The organism is uncultured Maribacter sp. (genome assembly GCF_947495965.1).
GTDB lineage: Bacteria > Bacteroidota > Bacteroidia > Flavobacteriales > Flavobacteriaceae > Maribacter_B.
In genome coordinates, this window is the sequence record NZ_CANMBB010000005.1 from 48206 (window position 1) to 66855 (window position 18650).

Sequence of the window (18650 nt, forward strand, 5' to 3'; positions counted from 1 at the left end):
TTTATGGAAACTTCTGAAAAACTAGAAAAGTATTTTTCTGAAGAACACACTTTTAAAAAAGGAATAACAGTACTCCGAAAACTAATCTTATCTACAGATTTAGAAGAAACTTTTAAATGGAGTGTTCCAACCTATACCATAAAAAACAAAAACGTTTTATCCCTTGGTAAATTTAAAAACCACTATGGCATCTGGTTCTTTAATGGGGTATTTTTAAAAGACCCAAACAAGGTTTTACGAAACGCTCAAGAAGGTAAAACAAAAGCTATGCGCCAATGGAAGCTTACAGTAGGAGATAAAATAAATACCCAGATGGTATTAGACTATTGCATGGAAGCCATAGAAAATGAAAAAAAAGGCCTAAAAATTTCTGTTGTAAAAAAGAAAGCTTCTCCCTTAAAAATTCCTTCTTTATTATCTAAAGTTTTAAAAGAAAATAGTAACCTAAATAAAGCGTTCAGAAAATTATCACCTTATAAACAAAAAGAATATACAGAATATATAATGCTAGCTAAACAAGAAAAAACAAAAAAAGCAAGGTTAGAAAAAATCATCCCCTTAATAGAAAAAGGTATTGGCATAAACGACAAATACCGTAATTGCTAACTTTTAAGCTTTTCAAAAAATAAAAATGATTAAAAAAACCTTTTTTTTGCTTTTAATACTATTATTAATTCTCTCCTGTAAAGAAGAAAAAATAATGACAAAGAACTCTACTAATTGCCAAAATATAAAAAGAGACACTACCATTTCTCTTTCTGCAGCTTTAAAAGAAGTTAAACCTTTAATGCAAAATAAAACAGGGGTTTATGTTTTAGAAGATGGTGGCACTGCTATGGTAACCAGAGCTTGGTTATGTGAGTATGCAGAAAAAAGCATAGATATACAGTATTTTATTTTCTCTACAGATAACATAGGTTTAATTGCGTGCGATTATCTTGTACGTGCTGCAGAAAGAGGCGTAAAAGTTCGTTTATTAATAGACGATATTATGGTAGATGGGGGTTTTAAGGATATTCTTTCTCTTAATGCACATGAAAATATAGAAATTAGAATTTACAACCCTGGAGTAAATCTTGGAAAAAATATTTTTCAAAAAATAGGAAAATTTGCTACGGACTTTAGGTCTGCCAACCAACGCATGCACAACAAAACTTTTATCGTTGATGAGCAAGTTGTAATTACAGGAGGTCGTAATATAGCGGATGAATATTTTGATTATGACCATGAATATAATTTTAGAGACCGAGATGTTTTATTATTAGGAAAAGAAACAAAACAGATAAATACGTCATTTCAACAATTTTGGGATAGTGATTTAAGTGTTCCCGCTACAGAATTAACAAATACATTACCCGAGGAAATTAAGGATAAAGACCGATTTTCTAAATTACATGAATACGCCTGTAATCCTGAAAACTTTTGGCCTCAAGTACGCGAAAAAATTCGAAATTTACCACAAGTTTTTAATTCTTTAAAAGAATCGGATAAGCTAGTTTGGACAGATTCTGTTTCTTTTATTTCCGATTTTCCAGGAAAAAATGATGGTGAGAGTGGCTTAGGAGGAGGTGGCATTACTACCAGCAAACTTTTAAAATTAGTAAAAAGCGCAAAAAAAAGTATAGAAATACAAACTCCTTATTTAATTACTTCCGAACTAGGAAAAAATCTTTTTAAAGAAGCTGTAGAACGTGGTGTTAAAGTTAGAATCTTAACCAACAGTTTAGCCTCTACAGATAATGTAGAAGCCTTTAGTAGTTACCAAACGGACCGTGAGTTATTATTAAAAACAGGGGTGAAAATATATGAATTTAAACCAGATGCTGCAGAGCAAACCAAAATAATGACAGGTGCTCTACAAGAGGAATTAGACTATAAACCTACCTTTGGACTACATGCAAAATCTATGGTTATAGATGGTAAAACAACCGTAATAGGAACCTTTAATTTAGATCCTAGAAGTGCTAATTTAAATACGGAATGCATCACTATAATAAACTCTAAAGAAATAACAAAATATGTCTTAGAAGGCATGGAAGAAGAGTTTAAACCCGAAAACTCTTGGCATATTACATTAGATTACAATCCAGATAGTGAAGTTAGCAACTACAAACGTTTAAAAACTTGGACACGTAAAATACTTCCTAAAGATATTTTATAAACAAAAAGACCAGCAGTACTGCTGGTCTTTTAAATTATTTAAAAAAATTAAAGTCTTACTTTTTCTCTGAAGCTGGAGCATTTAACTTTTTACTCATTTCCATTGAAATTGCAGAACGGTCAAATTTTAATTTTCCTGCCATGGTTTCAATAACGCAAGAAGCATCCTTATCATTTAAATCTATTACTTTTCCGTGTAAACCACTTTTAGTAACAATACGATCTCCTCTTTTTAATTGTTCTGCAAATTTGCGTTCATCTTTTTGCCTTTTCATTTGTGGTCGTATCATAAAAAAATATGCGACTACAAAAATTAAAATCATTGGCAAAAACTGTCCAATATCACCCATGTTATTTATTTAAAATTAATTATTTAGTTAGCAGTTGGCCCAACAGGAGCTGCTCCTTTAGGGTTTACAAATGCTTTAATCCGTAATGTCTCAGACTTTTTTGCTGTATTAGCAGTTACCGTAATTGTTTTAGTTATTTGGTTTTGTCCAGACCCGTTAAATTTAACTAACATTTCTCCAGACTCTCCTGGAGCAATTGGTGTATTCTTTGGATATTCTGGAATGGTACAACCACAACTACTTTTAGCATCTGTTAAAATTAATGGCCCTGTTCCTGTATTTGTAAAGGTAAATACTGTCTCTTGTGGGGTTCCTTGTGTAATAGTCCCAAAATCATGCTCCGATTTATCAAAAGACATAACAGGCAAAGCTTTTGATGCTTCATCTCTTTCTGCAGCTACAGCCACATTTTCTGTTTTTATTTTACTTGAAGCTTTTTCTTTGCACGACACAAATGTAAATGCAGAAAATAAAGCGGTCATTAAAAGAATTCTTTTCATTATTGTTGTTTTTTTATTTTGTACAAAATTAAAAAATATTTTTATAAGAGCCCCCTACCTATTTTGTTAAGCTTTCCTTCTTTTTTATATTCTTTTACCAATTTATCTAAAATACCGTTAATAAAAATGCTACTTTTTGGAGTAGAATACTCTTTTGCAATTTCTAAATATTCATTGATAGTAACTTTTTCTGGAATAGACGGAAAGTTTAATAACTCGCAAATTGCCATTTTCATTAAAATAGCATCTATACCTGCAATACGGTCTTTATCCCAATTTGGAGTTTTTCCTTCAATTTCTTTCTCTAAATCATCATTAGTTAATAATGTTTTAGATAATAGTTTTTGGGCATACTGCATATCTTCTTCATCTTTTATAAGACTTGGTAAAAAGAAAGCATCTCTTGAGTTTTCCTTTACTTTCTTTAAATGTTTTAGCAAATAGGTGTTTACTATAGGAATATCATCTACCCAAGTAAGTTTGTCATCTTCAAAATAATCGTAAATCTTCTCATTAGGAGCAATTATTTCTTTAAATAAATCTACAATTAACTCTTTATCTTTATCATAAGAGTTGTCTTTGGTATGCATATATTTTAAATACATATCACTCTCTAGAATACTTTTATAAATTAACTTTACGTATTCTTCATTTAAATACCAGTTATTTAATTTACGTATCTCTAACTCTTCTTTTAGCTGTTCATTATTTACTAATTGCAACAGCAATTTATTAGCAACAAACTTTTCTTTAAAAGGTAAGTCATCACCAGCAGTAGCAATATATTTTTTTGATGATAATTTTAATTGATTATCGGCCATTTGGTGCACCTCTATCAATAAGCTTAGTAACAATAGGTACAGGCTGTACATATTTTCTATACTTACATCTAAAAATTTTTTCTGTTTTTCTAAAGAATCATCTTTAGATTGTATCAAGGCATAAATGCTTTGCATTACTTTTACCCTAATGTGTCTTCTTGTAAGCATGTTTTTAAGAACTTAAAAATAAAAAATAGGTTAAACTTTGAGGCTGTAAAAGTAAGCATCTATTTTAAAAACTAGACACAACATTTCTAATTATCTTATGTATTTTATAACATTTGGTTAAACATCAAAAAGTTATCTTTGCCACATTGTTCTATAAAACCACAATATTCCCCTTATTATAACGCATGAAGGAATTAAAACATCTAAACAAATACTTTAAAAAATATTGGAAAAAACTAGTAATTGGTATCCTTATTACCATAATTGCACGTGTTTTTCAGCTAGTATTACCTACTTACGTTAATAAATCTATTTCTGTTTTAGAAAATACTATTGGTTCTACAATTACCAAAGGAGAAGGGGAAGATTTATTATTACAATATATTTTAATCATTATTGCTGCAGCTTTACTTTCTGGTTTTTTTACATTTTTAATGCGTCAAACCATCATAAATGTATCTAGGTATATTGAATTTGATTTAAAAAATGAAGTTTTTGACCATTACCAACGCCTTAGTTTAAGTTTTTATAAGCAAAACCGAACTGGTGATTTAATGAACCGTATTAGTGAAGATATAAACCAAGTGCGTTTATATTCTGGTCCTGCAATTATGTACGGTATGCAAACCTTAACTCTTTTTGTTTGTCTTATACCTTTAATGTTTATTAAAGCTCCCACTCTAGCAATGTATACGTTGTTGCCCTTACCTATTTTATCGGTTTTAATATACCAAATAAGTAAAGTAATACACAAAAGAAGTACTATTGTTCAAGAATATTTATCCTCACTATCTACATTTACCCAAGAAGTTTTTTCAGGCGTATCTGTTATTAAAGCATATTCATTAGAACCACAAACCAATACAGACTTAGGGGTTTTAGCTTTAGAAGGAAAAGAAAAAAGTATGAACCTAGCTAAAATAAATGCTTGGTTTTTTCCTCTCATGATTTTACTTATTGGTATTAGTAATTTATTTGTAATATATATTGGAGGTAAACAATATATAAATGGAGAAATAGGTGTTGGTTTAATAGCGGAGTTTGTTCTTTATGTTAACATGCTTACCTGGCCTGTTGCTATTGTTGGTTGGTTAACTTCTATTATACAAAGAGCAGAAGCATCTCAAAAAAGAATAAATGCCTTTTTAAAGGAGAAACCCTCTATAACAAATACTGTTGAAGAAATAACTCCAATCGTTGGAAAAATAGAATTTAAGAATGTTAGTTTCACTTATGAAGACACAAATATTACTGCCTTAAAAAACTTATCCTTTACAATAGAAAACGGAGAAACTGTAGCCATAATAGGTAAAACTGGCTCTGGAAAATCTACTATTTTAGATTTAATTTCTAGACTTTATGATGTTTCTTCTGGAGAAATTTTAATAGACAACAAACCTATAAACAACCTTAATTTAACCAGCTTAAGAGAAGCTATTGGAGCAGTACCACAAGATGCTTTTTTATTTTCGGACTCTATTAAAAACAACATTAAATTTGGGAAAGAGAATGCTACAGATGAAGAAGTTATTACGGTAGCAAAAAAAGCTGTAGTTCACAAAAATATTTCTGATTTTGCTGGCGGATACGATACCGTTTTAGGAGAAAGAGGAATTACCCTTAGTGGTGGGCAAAAACAAAGAGTATCTATTGCTAGAGCTCTTTTAAAGAACCCAAATATTTATTTGTTTGATGATTGCCTTTCTGCAGTAGATACCGAAACAGAAGAAGAAATTTTAAACAACTTAAAAAAAGCATCAAAAAACAGAACTACTCTTATTGTAAGCCATAGAGTCTCTTCTGCAAAAAACGCTTCAAAAATTCTAGTTCTAGAAGACGGAATACTAATACAAGAAGGTACCCATAAACAATTAAACAACGTAAATGGATACTACAAAGAATTGTACAAAAATCAGCTTTTAGAGAAAGAAAATTAAAAAATTGTTGCTCGATACGCTTTTTTTTTTCATTTTTGATAGAATAATATCATATTAAATAATTTAGAAACTACGTTAAAATGAGCGACAGAGATTTAATGGATCAGGAAGAGATACACTCCAAAGTATTAAGAGCAGGAAGAAGAACTTATTTTTTTGATGTTAGAAGCACAAAAGCAGGAGATTACTATTTAACAATCACTGAAAGTAAAAAGTTTACACATGATGATGGTACTTTCCACTACAAAAAACATAAAATTTATTTATACAAAGAAGATTTTACCGCTTTTAAAGAAAATGTAGAAGAGATGATGGATTTTATCATTGATGAAAAAGGTTCTGAAGTTATTTCTGAAAGACACCAAAAAGACTTTAAAAGAGAGGAAGATGTTAAGAAAGAAGAAGAAACAACCTCTTCTCCAGAAAACTTTACAGATGTAAGTTTTGACGACATTTAGTCCTATAAAATATATTTTACTAAAATGCTCTTTAGAAATAAAGAGCATTTTTTTTTGCTAATTTTACGTATAAGTAATCATAGATAATTTTAGCAAATACAACCAAAGAACTTACAAACCAACTAAAGAAAAAGCCCAGAACTAAAGAAAGTATTATAAAAAAATGGGTATACAAACAAAGCCAAAGCAAAATTTAGAGTCCATAAAGCTTGCTCATCAAAGTTTATTTTAAGAGCATCTAAAGAGGCTACTAACATTAATTATGAAATTTTAAGTCCGTTAGAAACTATTTGTGCAGGCCGTAACAATGTTACATCTTTACCATCTACAGCACCCAAAATAAGACATTCGCTCATAAAATTAGCTATTTGTTTTTTAGGAAAATTTACTACTGCAGTAACCTGTTTTCCTAGTAAATCTTCTTTGGTATATAATTTTGTTATTTGAGCCGATGTTTTTTTTATTCCAATTTCCTCTCCAAAATCTACCTCTAGCTTAAAAGCAGGGTTACGTACTTCTGGAAAATTAGTGACAGCAACAATAGTACCCACTCTAATATCTATTTTAGAAAAATCTTCCCAACTAATTAAATCTTTCATTACTTATAAAATATTTTTTTTGAAGTTAAAAAATGCCCTTTTACATTGCAAAGAATACCGTAAATACTTTTATCTTTAAAGTAAAAAACTTGTCATGGCAAGAACACCTAGTAATATGCTACCTTTAGGTACAATAGCTCCAGATTTTAATTTATTAAATACTGTTTCTTTAAAAAAAGAGACTCTTACACAATGGAAAGGAGAAAAAGGAACTTTAGTAATGTTTATTTGCAATCATTGCCCTTTTGTTATTCATGTAAATCCAGAAATTGTAAAAATGGCAGAAAACTACCAAAATAAAGGCATACAATTTATTGCTATTTCTAGTAATGACATTGTTAACTACCCACAAGATTCCCCTGAGTTAATGAAAAAAGTTGCCCTAAAAGAGAACTACAACTTCCCTTATTTATATGACGAAACACAAGAAACAGCAAAAGCTTATGATGCCGCTTGCACTCCTGACTTTTTCTTATTTAATGCTAAGCTAGAATTAGCATATAGAGGCCAATTAGATGATTCTAGACCCGGAAATGGCATACCAATCTCTGGTAACGACTTAAGATTAGCAATAGACAATCTACTAGAAAATAAAGAAATTAATTCTATGCAAAAACCAAGTATAGGCTGTAATATTAAATGGAAAAACTAAAGTATACTTACCAACCTTTTCTATCTACCAATCCTTTTATATGTGCATAATGGTGGTTACTATGCCATGCGTATTTATAAATATTTTCTAAAACGGTAACCTCTACATTACCTTCTGGATGCATATAACTTTTCTTTAAATCATCTGAAGATAAACCTCTTAAAAGATATACCAACTTAGCATGTAATGCACTTAAATAGTGTAGAGATAATTTTATAGGTGCAGTTTTAGCATCAAATAGTTCGCTCCAATCTTTTTCTTCATATGCTTTTATTAATGGTTTATCTTCAGACAAAGCCCATTTAAACCTAGTATAGCTATGATGATGACTATCTGCAATATGATGAATTAATTGCCTAACAGTCCAACCACCAGGGCGGTATGGCTCCTCTAACTGTTCTGCAGATAAATCTTTTACCAACTCTATTAAATTAGTTGGCAAATTTTCTAAATCTAAAATCCATTCTTCTAACAATTCTTTAGAAACTATTTCTGGAAATTTGATATTCCCTATTGGGTACTTTAACTTCTCTATATTTTGCTCCATACTTTAAAGATACTAAGTTCTGTGAATAGGAAAAATAGTTTTCTCATTATTATTGAATCCGAAAATATCACAAACTTTAATACAGTTTTAACTTCATTTTTATGCTCATAATTATTAATCTAGTAATTTTGTAGGATAATTATTTTAATTAAAAAATAAAGAACATATGGCAACATTAAGATTGGGCGATACTGCCCCAGATTTTACAGCAGATAGTTCTATGGGAACTATAAATTTATATGAATATTTAGGGGACTCTTGGGGAATTTTGTTTTCGCACCCTGCAGATTTTACTCCGGTATGTACTACAGAATTAGGTACAGCTTCTAACTTTAAAGGAGAGTTTGACAAGCGTAATGTAAAAATGCTAGCTTTAAGTGTAGATGGTTCTGACTCTCATAGAGAATGGATAAAAGATATTAATGAAGTACAAGAAACCACTGTAAACTTCCCTATTATAGCAGATGAAGATAAAAAAGTATCGGATTTATATGATATGATTCATCCTAAAGCAGACAGTACGCTTACGGTTCGTTCGGTATTTATTATAGCACCAGATAAAACAGTAAAACTTACTTTAACATACCCAGCATCAACAGGTCGTAATTTTTATGAATTACTAAGAGTTGTAGATTCTTTACAACTTACAGCAAACCATAAAGTTGCAACTCCTGCAAATTGGAAAAATGGAGAAGATGTTGTAGTAAGTCCGGCTATACCTACTTCACAAGCTAAAGAAATTTTTAGCAAAGGGGTAAACGAAATAAAACCTTATTTAAGAATGACGCCAGACCCTACTAAATAAAGAGAATTTTAAGAGCATAAAAAGAGGGGTAACTAAAATTAGTTACCCCTCTTCTTTTAAAAAAATACAATTATAGTATCTTAGTAATTATGAACAAAATTGATATTCGTACAGTAGATGTTGTACAATACATAAAACCACTAAGAGAAGGTGGTTCTCTACCCGCCATTGTAAAAGCAGATGATGATTTTCTGTACGTTTTAAAATTTAGAGGCGCTGGTCAAGGAAAAAAAGCCCTGATTGCAGAACTTTTAGGTGGAGAATTTGCTCGCGCTATAGGCTTAAAAGTACCAGAACTTGTCTTTATGAATTTAGAGGATTCTTTTAGTAAAACAGAGCCTGATGAAGAAATTCAAGATTTACTAAAATTTAGTGTTGGCCTAAATTTAGGATTGCACTATTTATCTAGCGCAATTACGTATGACCCTTTAGTTTCTAATATAGATGGTACTACAGCGTCTAAAGTTGTTTTATTAGACAGTATTATTAGTAACATAGACCGAACTGCAAAAAATACCAACCTATTACATTGGAATAATGAGCTATGGATTATAGATAATGGTGCTAGCTTTTATTTTCATCATAATTGGCCCCAATGGGAAAACCACCTTACTAGAACTTTCCCCCTTATTAAAGACCATGTTCTTTTAGAATGTGCTAGCAATTTACAATCCGTAGCAAAAGAGATAAAACATAAAATTAACCAAGAAAAGATTGAAGAAATTATTTCTTTAATACCAGAAGAATGGTTAATAAATGAGACCGATTCTTTTACTCCAGATCAAATGAGAGCTGCATATATATCTTATATAAATGCTAAAATTTCTATGTTAGATAATCTAGTTAAAGAAGCCGAAGATGCAAGATAGAGTTACGTTTGAATATGCTATAATACGTGTTGTTCCTAAAGTAGAACGGCAAGAATTTTTTAATGTTGGGGTAATTTTATTTTCTAAGCGAAAAAAATTTCTAGATATAAAATATAACATTAGCCAAAAAAAATTAGAAGCTTTTTCTGAAGAGATAGATATAAACATGCTAGAATCTTACCTAAATGCATGGAAACTAGTATGCGAAGGAGCTTCATCTGCTGGTACTATTGGTAAGTTAGAACTATCCGATAGGTTTAGATGGTTAGCAGCTTCTAGAAGCACAATAATACAAAGCTCAAAAACACATTCCGGAATTTGCAATAATCCAGAAAAAGTTTTAGAAGACATATTTACTAAATACGTATTATAGATGTGGAGGTAAAAAAAACAGAAACTTTATCCAATAAAGAAGCTCAAAAAATTATATTGTTATCTCAAAAAGTACTAACCGAAAAAAATACTGGAAGTGCTTTATCTGCTACATTAGATGCTATTGAACATCTTGGATATATACAAATTGACACTATTTCTGTTGTTCAACGCGCACATCATCATACCTTATGGAATAGAAACCCTCGTTACCAAACTACACATCTATCAGAATTAATTAAAGAAAAAAAGGTGTTTGAATACTGGTCTCATGCAGCAGCTTATTTACCAATAAAAGAGTTTAGATATAGCCTTCCTAAAAAAAAGGATTTAGCAATTGGAGCCCAAAAGCACTGGTATAATCCCAATAAAAAACTAATGCAACAGGTTCTTGAACGTATTACAAAGGAAGGACCTTTAATGGCTAAAGATTTTGAAAATACTGGAAAAAAGAAAGGAGATTGGACAACAAAACCAACCAAACAAGCCTTAGAGTATTTATTTATGCAAGGAGATTTAATGATTTCTTCACGCAAGAATTTCCATAAAGTTTATGATATTACAGAAAGAGTTTTACCCGAAAATATAAACACCAGTTTACCGTCTCCAAATGAGTACGCTCGCTTTTTAATTAAAAAATATTTAAATACAAACGGACTTGCTCAAAGTAATGAAATAGCATACTTACTAAAAAATATAAAACCTAATATTACTAAAGCTTTAGAAGAAATGCTTCTTAGAAATGAAATAATTAAATGCAATGTAAATAATAAAATATATTACATGCTACCTAATACTATAAACTTACTTAATAAACCTCTATACCGTAGTAAATTAAAAATATTATCTCCTTTTGATAATTTACTTATACAGCGTAAACGAATGCAAGATTTATTTAATTTTGATTACTTAATTGAATGCTATGTTCCTGAAGCTAAACGAAAATACGGCTACTTTTCATTGCCAATTTTATGGGATGGTAAATTTGCTGCGCGAATGGATTGTAAAGCGCATAGAAAAGATAAAACATTACACATTAACAATTTAGTTTTAGAACCTTCGCTTAAAAAAATTGATGAATTTTCTATAACTCTAACTAAAGAGCTAAAAAAGTTTAAAGAATTTAATAATTGTGATTCTATAAAAGTAAACAGAACAAATCCTACAAATATTAAACAACTTATAGAAAAGCAACTTAACTAAGCCATCTTTATCTTAGGATAAAGCATGTAAATAGAAAAGGTAATTTAAAATTAGAACTACATATTCTTATTAGAAATTCCGTTAAAGAAAAGTTATCCAACTTATTCACAGTACCTAAAGAAAATATTTAATAGTACAGAGTGGTATTAATAAAAAAGAAAAGGTAATTTAATAAAAAATAAAACGCTAATTCTTAAAATATTTATGCCAATAAATATTGATAACCTAAAGATAACTTACTAAAAATCTTACATTTAATAATTTAACAGTATATTTGCGCTTTAATAATTATTTAATATTTGTATTATGAGTAAAGGAACAGTAAAATTCTTCAACGATTCCAAAGGTTATGGTTTCATCACTGAAGATGGTTCAAACGAAGATCACTTTGTACACATTTCTGGCTTGATCGATGAAGTTCGTGAAGGTGATGTTGTAGAATTTGAACTACAACAAGGTAAAAAAGGATTAAACGCCGTTAATGTGAAAGTAGTTGACTAGGTAACGATTTTAACTTTTTTATAGTAAAAACCCAAACAAATATGTTTGGGTTTTTCTTTTTCAATAATTCAAAAATGTAAGAAATAAGCTACTTTTGTATTTTATCAATATATTTACGCAACCTTTTATAATTTCTTTATCTAAGTATTAAAACGTATTAAGTTCCCCAAAGAACTAAACATATATTTATGACAACTTTTTTTTCCATTTTATTTGTATTACTATTTATTAATGCGATACTTCTCTTTTTTAGTGTAGGTAAAGCAAAAAAATAAAGAATAGTAAGTTGGGTTTTTATTAGTCCTGTTGTTTTATACACAAACAACTAAAAATTTAACACCCTTAATTTTTACTTATGACAACTTTCTTTGGTATTGTATTTTCTCTTTTACTATTAAACTGTATTTTTTTTATTCTCAGTTTCAAAAAACAGAAAAAGACTAAAAAAATCATATAAAAAAAGCCCTTTCCATTATAGGAAAGGGCTTTTTTTAAATTGCAGAATGAGGATTTTATCCTACACCCATTAATTCTACATCAAAAATTAGAGTAGCATCTGGTGGTATAACACCACCTGCTCCTGCACTACCATACGCTAAATTAGAAGGAATAACAAAACGAGCTTTATCTCCTACTTTTAATAAAGCAATACCTTCATCCCATCCCGGAATTACTTGTCCTATTCCTAATTGAAAATCTATTGGTTCATTACGTTTATAAGAAGAATCAAAAACTTGACCGCTTAATAAAGAACCTTCATAGTGTACCGATACTTTCTTTCCACTTTCTGCCTGTGCACCAGAACCATTTTGAATCATTTTGTAACGTAAACCACTTTCTGTTTGATCAAAACCAGCTGCAACTTTATCTAACTCTGCTGCTTGTCTTGCTTTTTCAGCTGCTTTTCTTTCTTCACCAGAACTTGCAAAAGTTTTAAATGCCTGTAAAGCATCCCAAGCTTTTGCTTCTTCACCTACACGTACAATCTCTAAACTGTCAATTTTATCACCTTGCGCCACAGCATCAACCACTTCTTGTCCTGACGATACATTACCAAAAACTGTATGCTTATTATCTAACCATGGTGTTGGAACGTGTGTTATAAAAAATTGACTTCCATTTGTACCAGGCCCAGCATTTGCCATAGATAAAACTCCTGGCTCACTATGATTTAAGTCTGGATGAAATTCATCATCAAATTTATAACCAGCGTCTCCTGTTCCAGTACCTAGTGGGCAACCACCTTGTATCATAAAATCTGGAATTACTCTATGAAAACTTAAACCATCATAATAAGCTTCTCCTGCAGATTTTGCTGAGTTTTCCATTTTACCCTCTGCTAAAGCAACAAAGTTACCTACAGTTCCTGGGGTTTTATCATGTGTGAGTTTTACTAATATCTCACCTTTAGTTGTATTGAATTTTGCGTAAATGCCGTCTTGCATAATGCTATTTTTATATGAGCGGCAAAGATACTAATTTTTAAAAGTTTTTACCACGCTATTACAGCAATTACCTTAGAATCCTATCCTAAATTTTAGTTAATAATGCTAGCCTTTAATTTTTGGCAGCATCTTTACTCCGTAAGTATCAAAAAGATAAACTAAGCTTGCCATTGTTGCTGCGCCAAGTTGTAATTCTCTTTTATTTACATGCTCAAAAGTATCATTCTCTGCATGGTGGTGGTCAAAATATCTTTGAGAATCTGGTCTTAACCCAGCCAATACAATGTTATCATTCTTTAGAGGGCCTACATCTGCACCACTTCCTCCTCGTACAAACATGTGAATTAAATATGGTTCAAATAATTTTTTCCAGCTTTCTACTTGTTTAAAATTTGCATCAGAACAATCAAAAGAAAAACCTCTTGGTGTAAATCCGCCTGCATCACTTTCTAATGCAAAAACATGATTTTCCTTTTTACTTTTTGCTACCTCAGCATATTTATTACCACCACGCAAACCGTTTTCTTCATTCATAAATAAAACTACTCGTATAGTACGTTTTGGTTTATACCCTGTTTCCTTTAGTAAACGTAACACCTCCATACTTTGCACTACTCCAGCTCCATCATCATGAGAACCATCTCCTAAATCCCAAGAATCTAAATGGCCACCCACTATCATAATTTCATTTGGGTAAGTGGTTCCTTTTATTTCTCCTATAACATTAAAAGATTCTACATCTTTATACTGCTTGCAATTTTGCTTAAAATAGAATTTTATATCTGGGTTAAGTTTTAAAGTTGTACTTAATAATTCTGCTCCATTGGTACTTATAGCTGCTGCAGGCACTCTATTAGCTACTGGAGTATCTCCATAACTCATAGAACCAGTATGTGGAAAATCGTCTAAACGTAAATTAACCGATCTTACTATTACCCCAACAGCTCCATATTTTCCAGCTTCTTCTGCTCCGGAATAACGCTGGTCTACACAACCGGAATAAGAATGAAATGTGCTTATTAATGTTGGCTCCATTGGCCTATTATAAAAAACTATTTTCCCTTCTATATTTTCTTTCCCTAACGCTTTTAAATCTTCAATCCCTTTAACCTCTATTATATTTGCTTTTACACCTTTCTGTGCTGTTGCTACAGAACCTCCTAATGCACAAATTGGAACGTTTGTAGTTTCTCCAGGTGATGTTTCAAAATAAGCAAACTCAGGAGTACCTCGTACCCATTTTGGAACCATTACGGGTTGTAACCATACCCTATCTAAACCTAAAGAGTCTAATTCTTTCTTTGTATACTCTACTGCTTTTTGTGCTTGTATAGAACCAGATAATCTTCCTCCAATTTGGTTAGAAAGATAATTAAGCCAGTCATACCCTTGCCCCTTTACTAATGAGGCATTATAAATACTTTTTAATTGTTTTTCATCTGTTGTTTGTGCATTACTAACAAATACAGCGAATAGTATTAGTATGAGAATGTTATTTTTCATTATTCAATTGATTTTCGTAATCCTCTAAATTAGCCATTATTTTACTATCTAAAGATGGCTCTACCACATCTTTGTATTTTTTTAACTCTTGCAATAAGATACTTGCCACAATTACCCTTGCTCCTTTTTTATTATCTGCAGGTATTATATACCATGGCGCATGCTCTTTATTTGTATTAAGTATTGCTTCCTCATAACAATCCTGATACGTATCCCATAATTTACGTTCTTTTAAATCTCCTGGCGAAAATTTCCAATGCTTTTCCTTTATTGCTAATCTTCGCAATAACCTTTGTCTTTGTTCTTCTTTAGAAAGGTTTAGGAAAAACTTAAAAATAATAGTCCCGTTTTCTGCTAAATTTTTCTCAAAATCATTAATCTGTCTAAATCTTCTATCCCAAAATTCTTGATTTATATCATCTACGCTATCTATTCCTGGTATATGTTCTCCTAAAATATATTCTGGGTGAACCCTTGTTACCAAAACATTCTCATAATGTGTTCTATTAAAAACCCCAAAAGTTCCTTTTGCTGGCAATGCTATATAATGTCTCCATAAATAATTATGACTTCGTTCTAAATCTGTAGGAACCTTAAAACTATGTACTTGCACCCCACTAACATTAAAATCTTTAAATACCTCTCTAATTAAACTATCTTTTCCAGAAGTATCCATTCCTTGCAGACAAATTAATACACTATACTTATCATGTGCATAAAAAACATCCTGCAATTCCCCTAAATCTCTCCTAATTAATTTTAAATCCTTTTTTAGTTCTTTATCTGTTACATTAAAATTTTCATAGGTATCTATATTTTTAATTGCTGCGCTTTTTTTTGCTAAATAAGTTTCTGATTTTATATTATGCATATTACTAAGGTGTGTATTTGTTATTCTTTAAAGGTAAAAAATGTTGTTTTAAATATCCTTTTATCTGTTAAAACTTTCCATTTATCAGGGTCAACGGTATTAATTTGCATTCCATCGAAAATCTATTAACAATGAGTTTACTATCCGTACATTTACGTTGTAATAACCCAAATTTTACAATTAATACTTATTCATTATGAAGTATTCTTACTTTATTTTACTCACAATAGCATTGAGCTTATTTTCTTCTTTTAAGCCTAGTAAACCATGTGAATATGCAGGTTCTAATATAAGCTATGTAAAAACCGAAACAAAAAAAGCAATTAATAAAAATGATATTAACATTGCACGTTATCATACCTACAAAGCCATAAAAGCTATTGAAAAAACAAAAGAACAACTAAACAACTGCGGCTGTGATTATGCAGCTACTAGTATACAAGATAGTTTTAAAGATTTAGTTTTAGCTACTAGAGCAACTACTTTAAGAAGTACACGAATATTACTAAACCGTTCTTTAGAAAAAACAATAGGAAGTCTAGAAGCATTAGAAAAACACGAATTACACAATAGTGATTATGCTAGTGATGTTTTAACAGTAAACACCCTAGGTACTAGCAAAAAAAATAAATCTCTAGCTGCTCCTAAAGGCATTTTATTAGAGAAAAAAATAGATTCTACCTTATTTGCCTATGAAAAATCATTACAAAAAATAGTAGAAACAGTAGATTGCAAAAAAGCACTAAGTTATGCTACGCACATTTTTGAACATTGCGAGCAACAACTACTTAAACCTAATTTATCTGAAGGTAAAAAATACTATAATTTGCGTACCAAAGAAATTACTGCAAATGCTATAGAGCAATTAAACAATTGTAATTAACACAGTTTATTTGCTAGCAAATAATTTTACATCTTCTTCTGTAACCTCAACCCCTCCAAGGATAATTAAACGTTCTACAACATTTCGTAGTTCTCTAATATTCCCTGTCCAATCGTAACTTTTTAATAACTTGATAGCTTTATCTGAAAAAGTTTTAGTTGCAATACCTTGTTCCGAAGTTATTTTTTTTGCAAAATGAGATATTAATAATGGAATATCATCCCTTCGGTCATTTAAAGCAGGAACTTTTATAAGAATTACCGCTAGTCTATGGTATAAATCTTCTCTGAAATTACCATCTGCTATTTCCTTTTTTAAATCCTTATTCGTAGCTGCTAATACTCTTACATCTACTTTAATATCTTTATCCGTACCAACTCTAGAAATTTTACTTTCCTGTAAAGCTCGTAATACTTTTGCCTGCGCAGACAAACTCATATCTCCTATTTCGTCTAAAAAAATAGTTCCCTTATTTGCTGCTTCAAATTTACCTGCTCTATCTTTTACTGCAGAAGTAAAAGCTCCTTTTACATGACCAAACAACTCACTTTCTATTAGTTCTGATGGTATTGCCGCACAATTTACTTCTATAAATGGTGAAGCACTTCTTGGACTTTTTTCATGTAACCAATGTGCAACTAATTCTTTACCTGTGCCGTTAGAACCTGTTATTAAAACTCTTGCATCTGTAGGAGCTACTTTTTCTATCATATCTTTTATTGCAGATATTTCATTACTATCCCCTATCATTTGGTAGTTTTTACTAACCTTTTTCTTCAGTTTCTTATTTTCTACCACTAACTCTTTACGATCTAAAGCATTACGAACAGTAGTTAAAAGTCTATTTAAATCTGGCGGTTTAGAAATATAATCAAAAGCTCCTAAACGCATTGTATTAACTGCTGTATCTAAATCTCCATGGCCAGATATCATGATAAAAGGAATTTCTGGTTTTATTTTTTTTGCAGCTTCTAAAACCTCAACACCATCCATTTTTGGCATTTTTATATCACAAAGTACAAGATCGTAATCTTTATTTTTAAGAATCTCTATGCCGCGTAAACCGTCTTCAGCCTCTTCTACTACATACCCATCATTTTCTTCTGATAATATCTTAACTAGAACTCTTCTTATAGACGACTCGTCTTCAATAACTAATATTTTTGACATATTCTTTGTTTAAATTCCTATTCTTATTCCTGTTCTAAAATACAAACCTGGCTTGTTATTTAATATAAATACACTATTCCTGTCTGTATCTCTTAACGATCCATTTTGTATTATACTATGTCCTCCCATAAGATATACTGAAATATCTTTAGTTATCTTATGCTGGTAGCCAATAGTTGCTAAAAAAGAAGTAGATGAAACATCTGTTGAAGTACTATTATCATCTAACAAAATGTCATTCTGAATATTTACATAATACCCGTCTAAAATTAATTCCGTTTGAAAAAAATGATCCTTCTTTAAAAAATATTTTAAGCCAGTTTTTGGGACTCCTAATGTGTAGGACCAGTTTTTATGAAATCTTTTTTCATAATATACAAATGGTAATGGCACTCGTACTGACGATGTATTGTTATAGGACAAACCCAATACTAATCTAAAAGGTTTTTCAATATCTTTTTTTTCTTTAAAAGCTCCTGCTGTCACGTTTATTTTAAAATCTTTTTCATCAAACTCTACGGAGAAATTTGAAGCCCATCTAGGGGTTATTAAACCTATAAACCTCCAATCATCATTCCATTTAAGGACATATCCAAAATTTAAATCTACCACATAAAATTTTGCTAAAGCTTCTTGGGCTTCAACCGTTAACGTAGATGGTATTTCATAATCGTATTGATTATATTCTGCTCCTATAACTAGCACATCTTTTTTAAATACTTTAATAGGAACATTAGCTACTAATTTAATCCTAGATGTTCTATTACCCACATCAGTCTTAGGTAATAGCATATACTCTGCTCTAAAAACATCTGGAGTTTGCGAATAACTCAAAA

22 protein-coding genes are annotated in these 18650 nt (G+C 30.6%); 11 read left to right on the top strand and 11 right to left on the bottom strand.

The features are described from left to right. Positions 1-3 precede the first annotated feature (3 nt). Together Q0820_RS11120 and Q0820_RS11125 are read left to right on the top strand one after the other, a co-directional pair. Positions 4-606, top strand: a complete 603-nt coding sequence (locus Q0820_RS11120; protein ID WP_298487713.1) for a DUF1801 domain-containing protein — start codon at positions 4-6, stop codon at positions 604-606. Between the two features lie 94 nt (positions 607-700). After that, entirely contained in the window at positions 701-2161 is a 1461-nt protein-coding gene (locus tag Q0820_RS11125) for a phospholipase D family protein (protein ID WP_298487714.1), read from the top strand. A 55-nt stretch (positions 2162-2216) separates the two neighbouring features. Here the strand turns inward: Q0820_RS11125 and yajC are convergent, their stop codons facing one another. From yajC to nusB, 3 genes are read right to left on the bottom strand one after another with little or no spacing between them, the layout of a single operon-like run. Then, on the bottom strand, positions 2217-2510 hold the full coding sequence (yajC, locus tag Q0820_RS11130) for a preprotein translocase subunit YajC (RefSeq protein WP_298487715.1): 294 nt from the start codon (positions 2508-2510) through the stop codon (positions 2217-2219). A gap of 23 nt (positions 2511-2533) precedes the next feature. Continuing rightward, on the bottom strand, positions 2534-3010 hold the full coding sequence (locus Q0820_RS11135) for a DUF1573 domain-containing protein (RefSeq protein ID WP_298487716.1): 477 nt from the start codon (positions 3008-3010) through the stop codon (positions 2534-2536). Between the two features lie 41 nt (positions 3011-3051). Continuing rightward, positions 3052-3999, bottom strand: coding sequence for a transcription antitermination factor NusB (gene nusB / locus Q0820_RS11140; RefSeq protein ID WP_298487717.1), 948 nt, complete (start codon positions 3997-3999; stop codon positions 3052-3054). Positions 4000-4184: 185 nt separating this feature from the next. Here nusB and Q0820_RS11145 point away from each other — a divergent pair, with 185 nt between their 5' ends. Further along, positions 4185-5936: an ABC transporter ATP-binding protein gene (locus Q0820_RS11145; protein WP_298487718.1), complete on the top strand. Its 1752-nt coding sequence runs from the start codon at positions 4185-4187 to the stop codon at positions 5934-5936. An 80-nt stretch (positions 5937-6016) separates the two neighbouring features. Then, on the top strand, positions 6017-6394 hold the full coding sequence (locus tag Q0820_RS11150; RefSeq protein ID WP_298487719.1) for a PUR family DNA/RNA-binding protein: 378 nt from the start codon (positions 6017-6019) through the stop codon (positions 6392-6394). Between the two features lie 122 nt (positions 6395-6516). Here Q0820_RS11150 and Q0820_RS11155 read toward each other — a convergent pair whose 3' ends face one another. Continuing rightward, the gene (locus Q0820_RS11155) at positions 6517-6651 is read right to left on the bottom strand and encodes a hypothetical protein (protein WP_298487720.1); all 135 of its coding nucleotides are present in this window, start codon (positions 6649-6651) and stop codon (positions 6517-6519) included. 3 nt (positions 6652-6654) lie between these two features. Further along, positions 6655-6993 carry a tRNA-binding protein gene (locus tag Q0820_RS11160; RefSeq protein ID WP_298487721.1) on the bottom strand — a complete coding sequence of 113 codons (339 nt, stop codon included), beginning with the start codon at positions 6991-6993 and terminating at the stop codon, positions 6655-6657. Between the two features lie 94 nt (positions 6994-7087). Here Q0820_RS11160 and Q0820_RS11165 point away from each other — a divergent pair, with 94 nt between their 5' ends. Continuing rightward, positions 7088-7645, top strand: coding sequence for a thioredoxin family protein (locus Q0820_RS11165; RefSeq protein WP_298487722.1), 558 nt, complete (start codon positions 7088-7090; stop codon positions 7643-7645). A gap of 7 nt (positions 7646-7652) precedes the next feature. On the opposite strand, the gene Q0820_RS11170 is transcribed toward Q0820_RS11165, so the two are convergent. Continuing rightward, positions 7653-8192 carry a YfiT family bacillithiol transferase gene (locus tag Q0820_RS11170; protein ID WP_298487723.1) on the bottom strand — a complete coding sequence of 180 codons (540 nt, stop codon included), beginning with the start codon at positions 8190-8192 and terminating at the stop codon, positions 7653-7655. A 166-nt stretch (positions 8193-8358) separates the two neighbouring features. Between Q0820_RS11170 and Q0820_RS11175 the strand changes: the two genes are divergently transcribed. The 5 genes from Q0820_RS11175 (at position 8359) to Q0820_RS11195 (ending at position 11942) form a co-directional block, all read left to right on the top strand. Beyond that, positions 8359-8997 carry a peroxiredoxin gene (locus Q0820_RS11175; protein ID WP_298487724.1) on the top strand — a complete coding sequence of 213 codons (639 nt, stop codon included), beginning with the start codon at positions 8359-8361 and terminating at the stop codon, positions 8995-8997. An 89-nt stretch (positions 8998-9086) separates the two neighbouring features. Then, entirely contained in the window at positions 9087-9866 is a 780-nt protein-coding gene (locus tag Q0820_RS11180) for a HipA family kinase (RefSeq protein WP_298487725.1), read from the top strand. Continuing rightward, positions 9856-10239, top strand: coding sequence for a DUF3037 domain-containing protein (locus tag Q0820_RS11185; RefSeq protein WP_298487726.1), 384 nt, complete (start codon positions 9856-9858; stop codon positions 10237-10239). The genes Q0820_RS11180 and Q0820_RS11185 overlap by 11 nt, the downstream gene beginning before the upstream one ends. A gap of 2 nt (positions 10240-10241) precedes the next feature. After that, a complete protein-coding gene (locus Q0820_RS11190; RefSeq protein WP_298487727.1) occupies positions 10242-11441 on the top strand; it encodes a crosslink repair DNA glycosylase YcaQ family protein in 1200 nt (399 codons plus the stop codon). A 306-nt stretch (positions 11442-11747) separates the two neighbouring features. Next, a complete protein-coding gene (locus tag Q0820_RS11195) occupies positions 11748-11942 on the top strand; it encodes a cold-shock protein (protein ID WP_013304911.1) in 195 nt (64 codons plus the stop codon). Positions 11943-12454: 512 nt separating this feature from the next. Here Q0820_RS11195 and Q0820_RS11200 read toward each other — a convergent pair. The 3 genes from Q0820_RS11200 to Q0820_RS11210 all read right to left on the bottom strand — a co-directional run bounded on the left by Q0820_RS11200 (position 12455) and on the right by Q0820_RS11210 (position 15761). Further along, on the bottom strand, positions 12455-13387 hold the full coding sequence (locus Q0820_RS11200; RefSeq protein ID WP_298487728.1) for a peptidylprolyl isomerase: 933 nt from the start codon (positions 13385-13387) through the stop codon (positions 12455-12457). 105 nt (positions 13388-13492) lie between these two features. Beyond that, the gene (locus Q0820_RS11205) at positions 13493-14890 is read right to left on the bottom strand and encodes a M20/M25/M40 family metallo-hydrolase (RefSeq protein WP_298487729.1); all 1398 of its coding nucleotides are present in this window, start codon (positions 14888-14890) and stop codon (positions 13493-13495) included. Beyond that, positions 14880-15761, bottom strand: a complete 882-nt coding sequence (locus Q0820_RS11210; RefSeq protein WP_298487730.1) for a PPK2 family polyphosphate kinase — start codon at positions 15759-15761, stop codon at positions 14880-14882. Before Q0820_RS11210 ends, Q0820_RS11205 begins: the two co-directional genes overlap by 11 nt. 196 nt (positions 15762-15957) lie before the next feature. Between Q0820_RS11210 and Q0820_RS11215 the strand changes: the two genes are divergently transcribed. Next, complete coding sequence (locus Q0820_RS11215; RefSeq protein ID WP_298487731.1) at positions 15958-16644, top strand: hypothetical protein; 687 nt, start codon at positions 15958-15960, stop codon at positions 16642-16644. Between the two features lie 6 nt (positions 16645-16650). Here the strand turns inward: Q0820_RS11215 and Q0820_RS11220 are convergent, their stop codons facing one another. Both Q0820_RS11220 and Q0820_RS11225 read right to left on the bottom strand, forming a co-directional pair. Then, positions 16651-17814 carry a sigma-54 dependent transcriptional regulator gene (locus Q0820_RS11220; RefSeq protein WP_298487732.1) on the bottom strand — a complete coding sequence of 388 codons (1164 nt, stop codon included), beginning with the start codon at positions 17812-17814 and terminating at the stop codon, positions 16651-16653. A gap of 9 nt (positions 17815-17823) precedes the next feature. Then, positions 17824-18648, bottom strand: coding sequence for a DUF6268 family outer membrane beta-barrel protein (locus tag Q0820_RS11225; protein ID WP_298487733.1), 825 nt, complete (start codon positions 18646-18648; stop codon positions 17824-17826). Between the last annotated feature and the right edge of the window lie 2 nt (positions 18649-18650).

What these genes read in the sequence shown, in the direction of transcription:
- Q0820_RS11220 (WP_298487732.1), bottom strand. Translation starts at nt 17,814, where the DNA reads ATGTCAAAAATATTAGTTATTGAAGACGAGTCGTCTATAAGAAGAGTT.
- yajC (WP_298487715.1), bottom strand. Translation starts at nt 2,510, where the DNA reads ATGGGTGATATTGGACAGTTTTTGCCAATGATTTTAATTTTTGTAGTC.
- Q0820_RS11150 (WP_298487719.1), top strand. Translation starts at nt 6,017, where the DNA reads ATGAGCGACAGAGATTTAATGGATCAGGAAGAGATACACTCCAAAGTA.
- Q0820_RS11205 (WP_298487729.1), bottom strand. Translation starts at nt 14,890, where the DNA reads ATGAAAAATAACATTCTCATACTAATACTATTCGCTGTATTTGTTAGT.
- Q0820_RS11215 (WP_298487731.1), top strand. Translation starts at nt 15,958, where the DNA reads ATGAAGTATTCTTACTTTATTTTACTCACAATAGCATTGAGCTTATTT.
- Q0820_RS11195 (WP_013304911.1), top strand. Translation starts at nt 11,748, where the DNA reads ATGAGTAAAGGAACAGTAAAATTCTTCAACGATTCCAAAGGTTATGGT.
- Q0820_RS11160 (WP_298487721.1), bottom strand. Translation starts at nt 6,993, where the DNA reads ATGAAAGATTTAATTAGTTGGGAAGATTTTTCTAAAATAGATATTAGA.
- nusB (WP_298487717.1), bottom strand. Translation starts at nt 3,999, where the DNA reads ATGCTTACAAGAAGACACATTAGGGTAAAAGTAATGCAAAGCATTTAT.
- Q0820_RS11125 (WP_298487714.1), top strand. Translation starts at nt 701, where the DNA reads ATGACAAAGAACTCTACTAATTGCCAAAATATAAAAAGAGACACTACC.
- Q0820_RS11185 (WP_298487726.1), top strand. Translation starts at nt 9,856, where the DNA reads ATGCAAGATAGAGTTACGTTTGAATATGCTATAATACGTGTTGTTCCT.
- Q0820_RS11210 (WP_298487730.1), bottom strand. Translation starts at nt 15,761, where the DNA reads ATGCATAATATAAAATCAGAAACTTATTTAGCAAAAAAAAGCGCAGCA.
- Q0820_RS11180 (WP_298487725.1), top strand. Translation starts at nt 9,087, where the DNA reads ATGAACAAAATTGATATTCGTACAGTAGATGTTGTACAATACATAAAA.
- Q0820_RS11175 (WP_298487724.1), top strand. Translation starts at nt 8,359, where the DNA reads ATGGCAACATTAAGATTGGGCGATACTGCCCCAGATTTTACAGCAGAT.
- Q0820_RS11170 (WP_298487723.1), bottom strand. Translation starts at nt 8,192, where the DNA reads ATGGAGCAAAATATAGAGAAGTTAAAGTACCCAATAGGGAATATCAAA.
- Q0820_RS11165 (WP_298487722.1), top strand. Translation starts at nt 7,088, where the DNA reads ATGGCAAGAACACCTAGTAATATGCTACCTTTAGGTACAATAGCTCCA.
- Q0820_RS11155 (WP_298487720.1), bottom strand. Translation starts at nt 6,651, where the DNA reads ATGTTAGTAGCCTCTTTAGATGCTCTTAAAATAAACTTTGATGAGCAA.
- Q0820_RS11135 (WP_298487716.1), bottom strand. Translation starts at nt 3,010, where the DNA reads ATGAAAAGAATTCTTTTAATGACCGCTTTATTTTCTGCATTTACATTT.
- Q0820_RS11120 (WP_298487713.1), top strand. Translation starts at nt 4, where the DNA reads ATGGAAACTTCTGAAAAACTAGAAAAGTATTTTTCTGAAGAACACACT.
- Q0820_RS11200 (WP_298487728.1), bottom strand. Translation starts at nt 13,387, where the DNA reads ATGCAAGACGGCATTTACGCAAAATTCAATACAACTAAAGGTGAGATA.
- Q0820_RS11145 (WP_298487718.1), top strand. Translation starts at nt 4,185, where the DNA reads ATGAAGGAATTAAAACATCTAAACAAATACTTTAAAAAATATTGGAAA.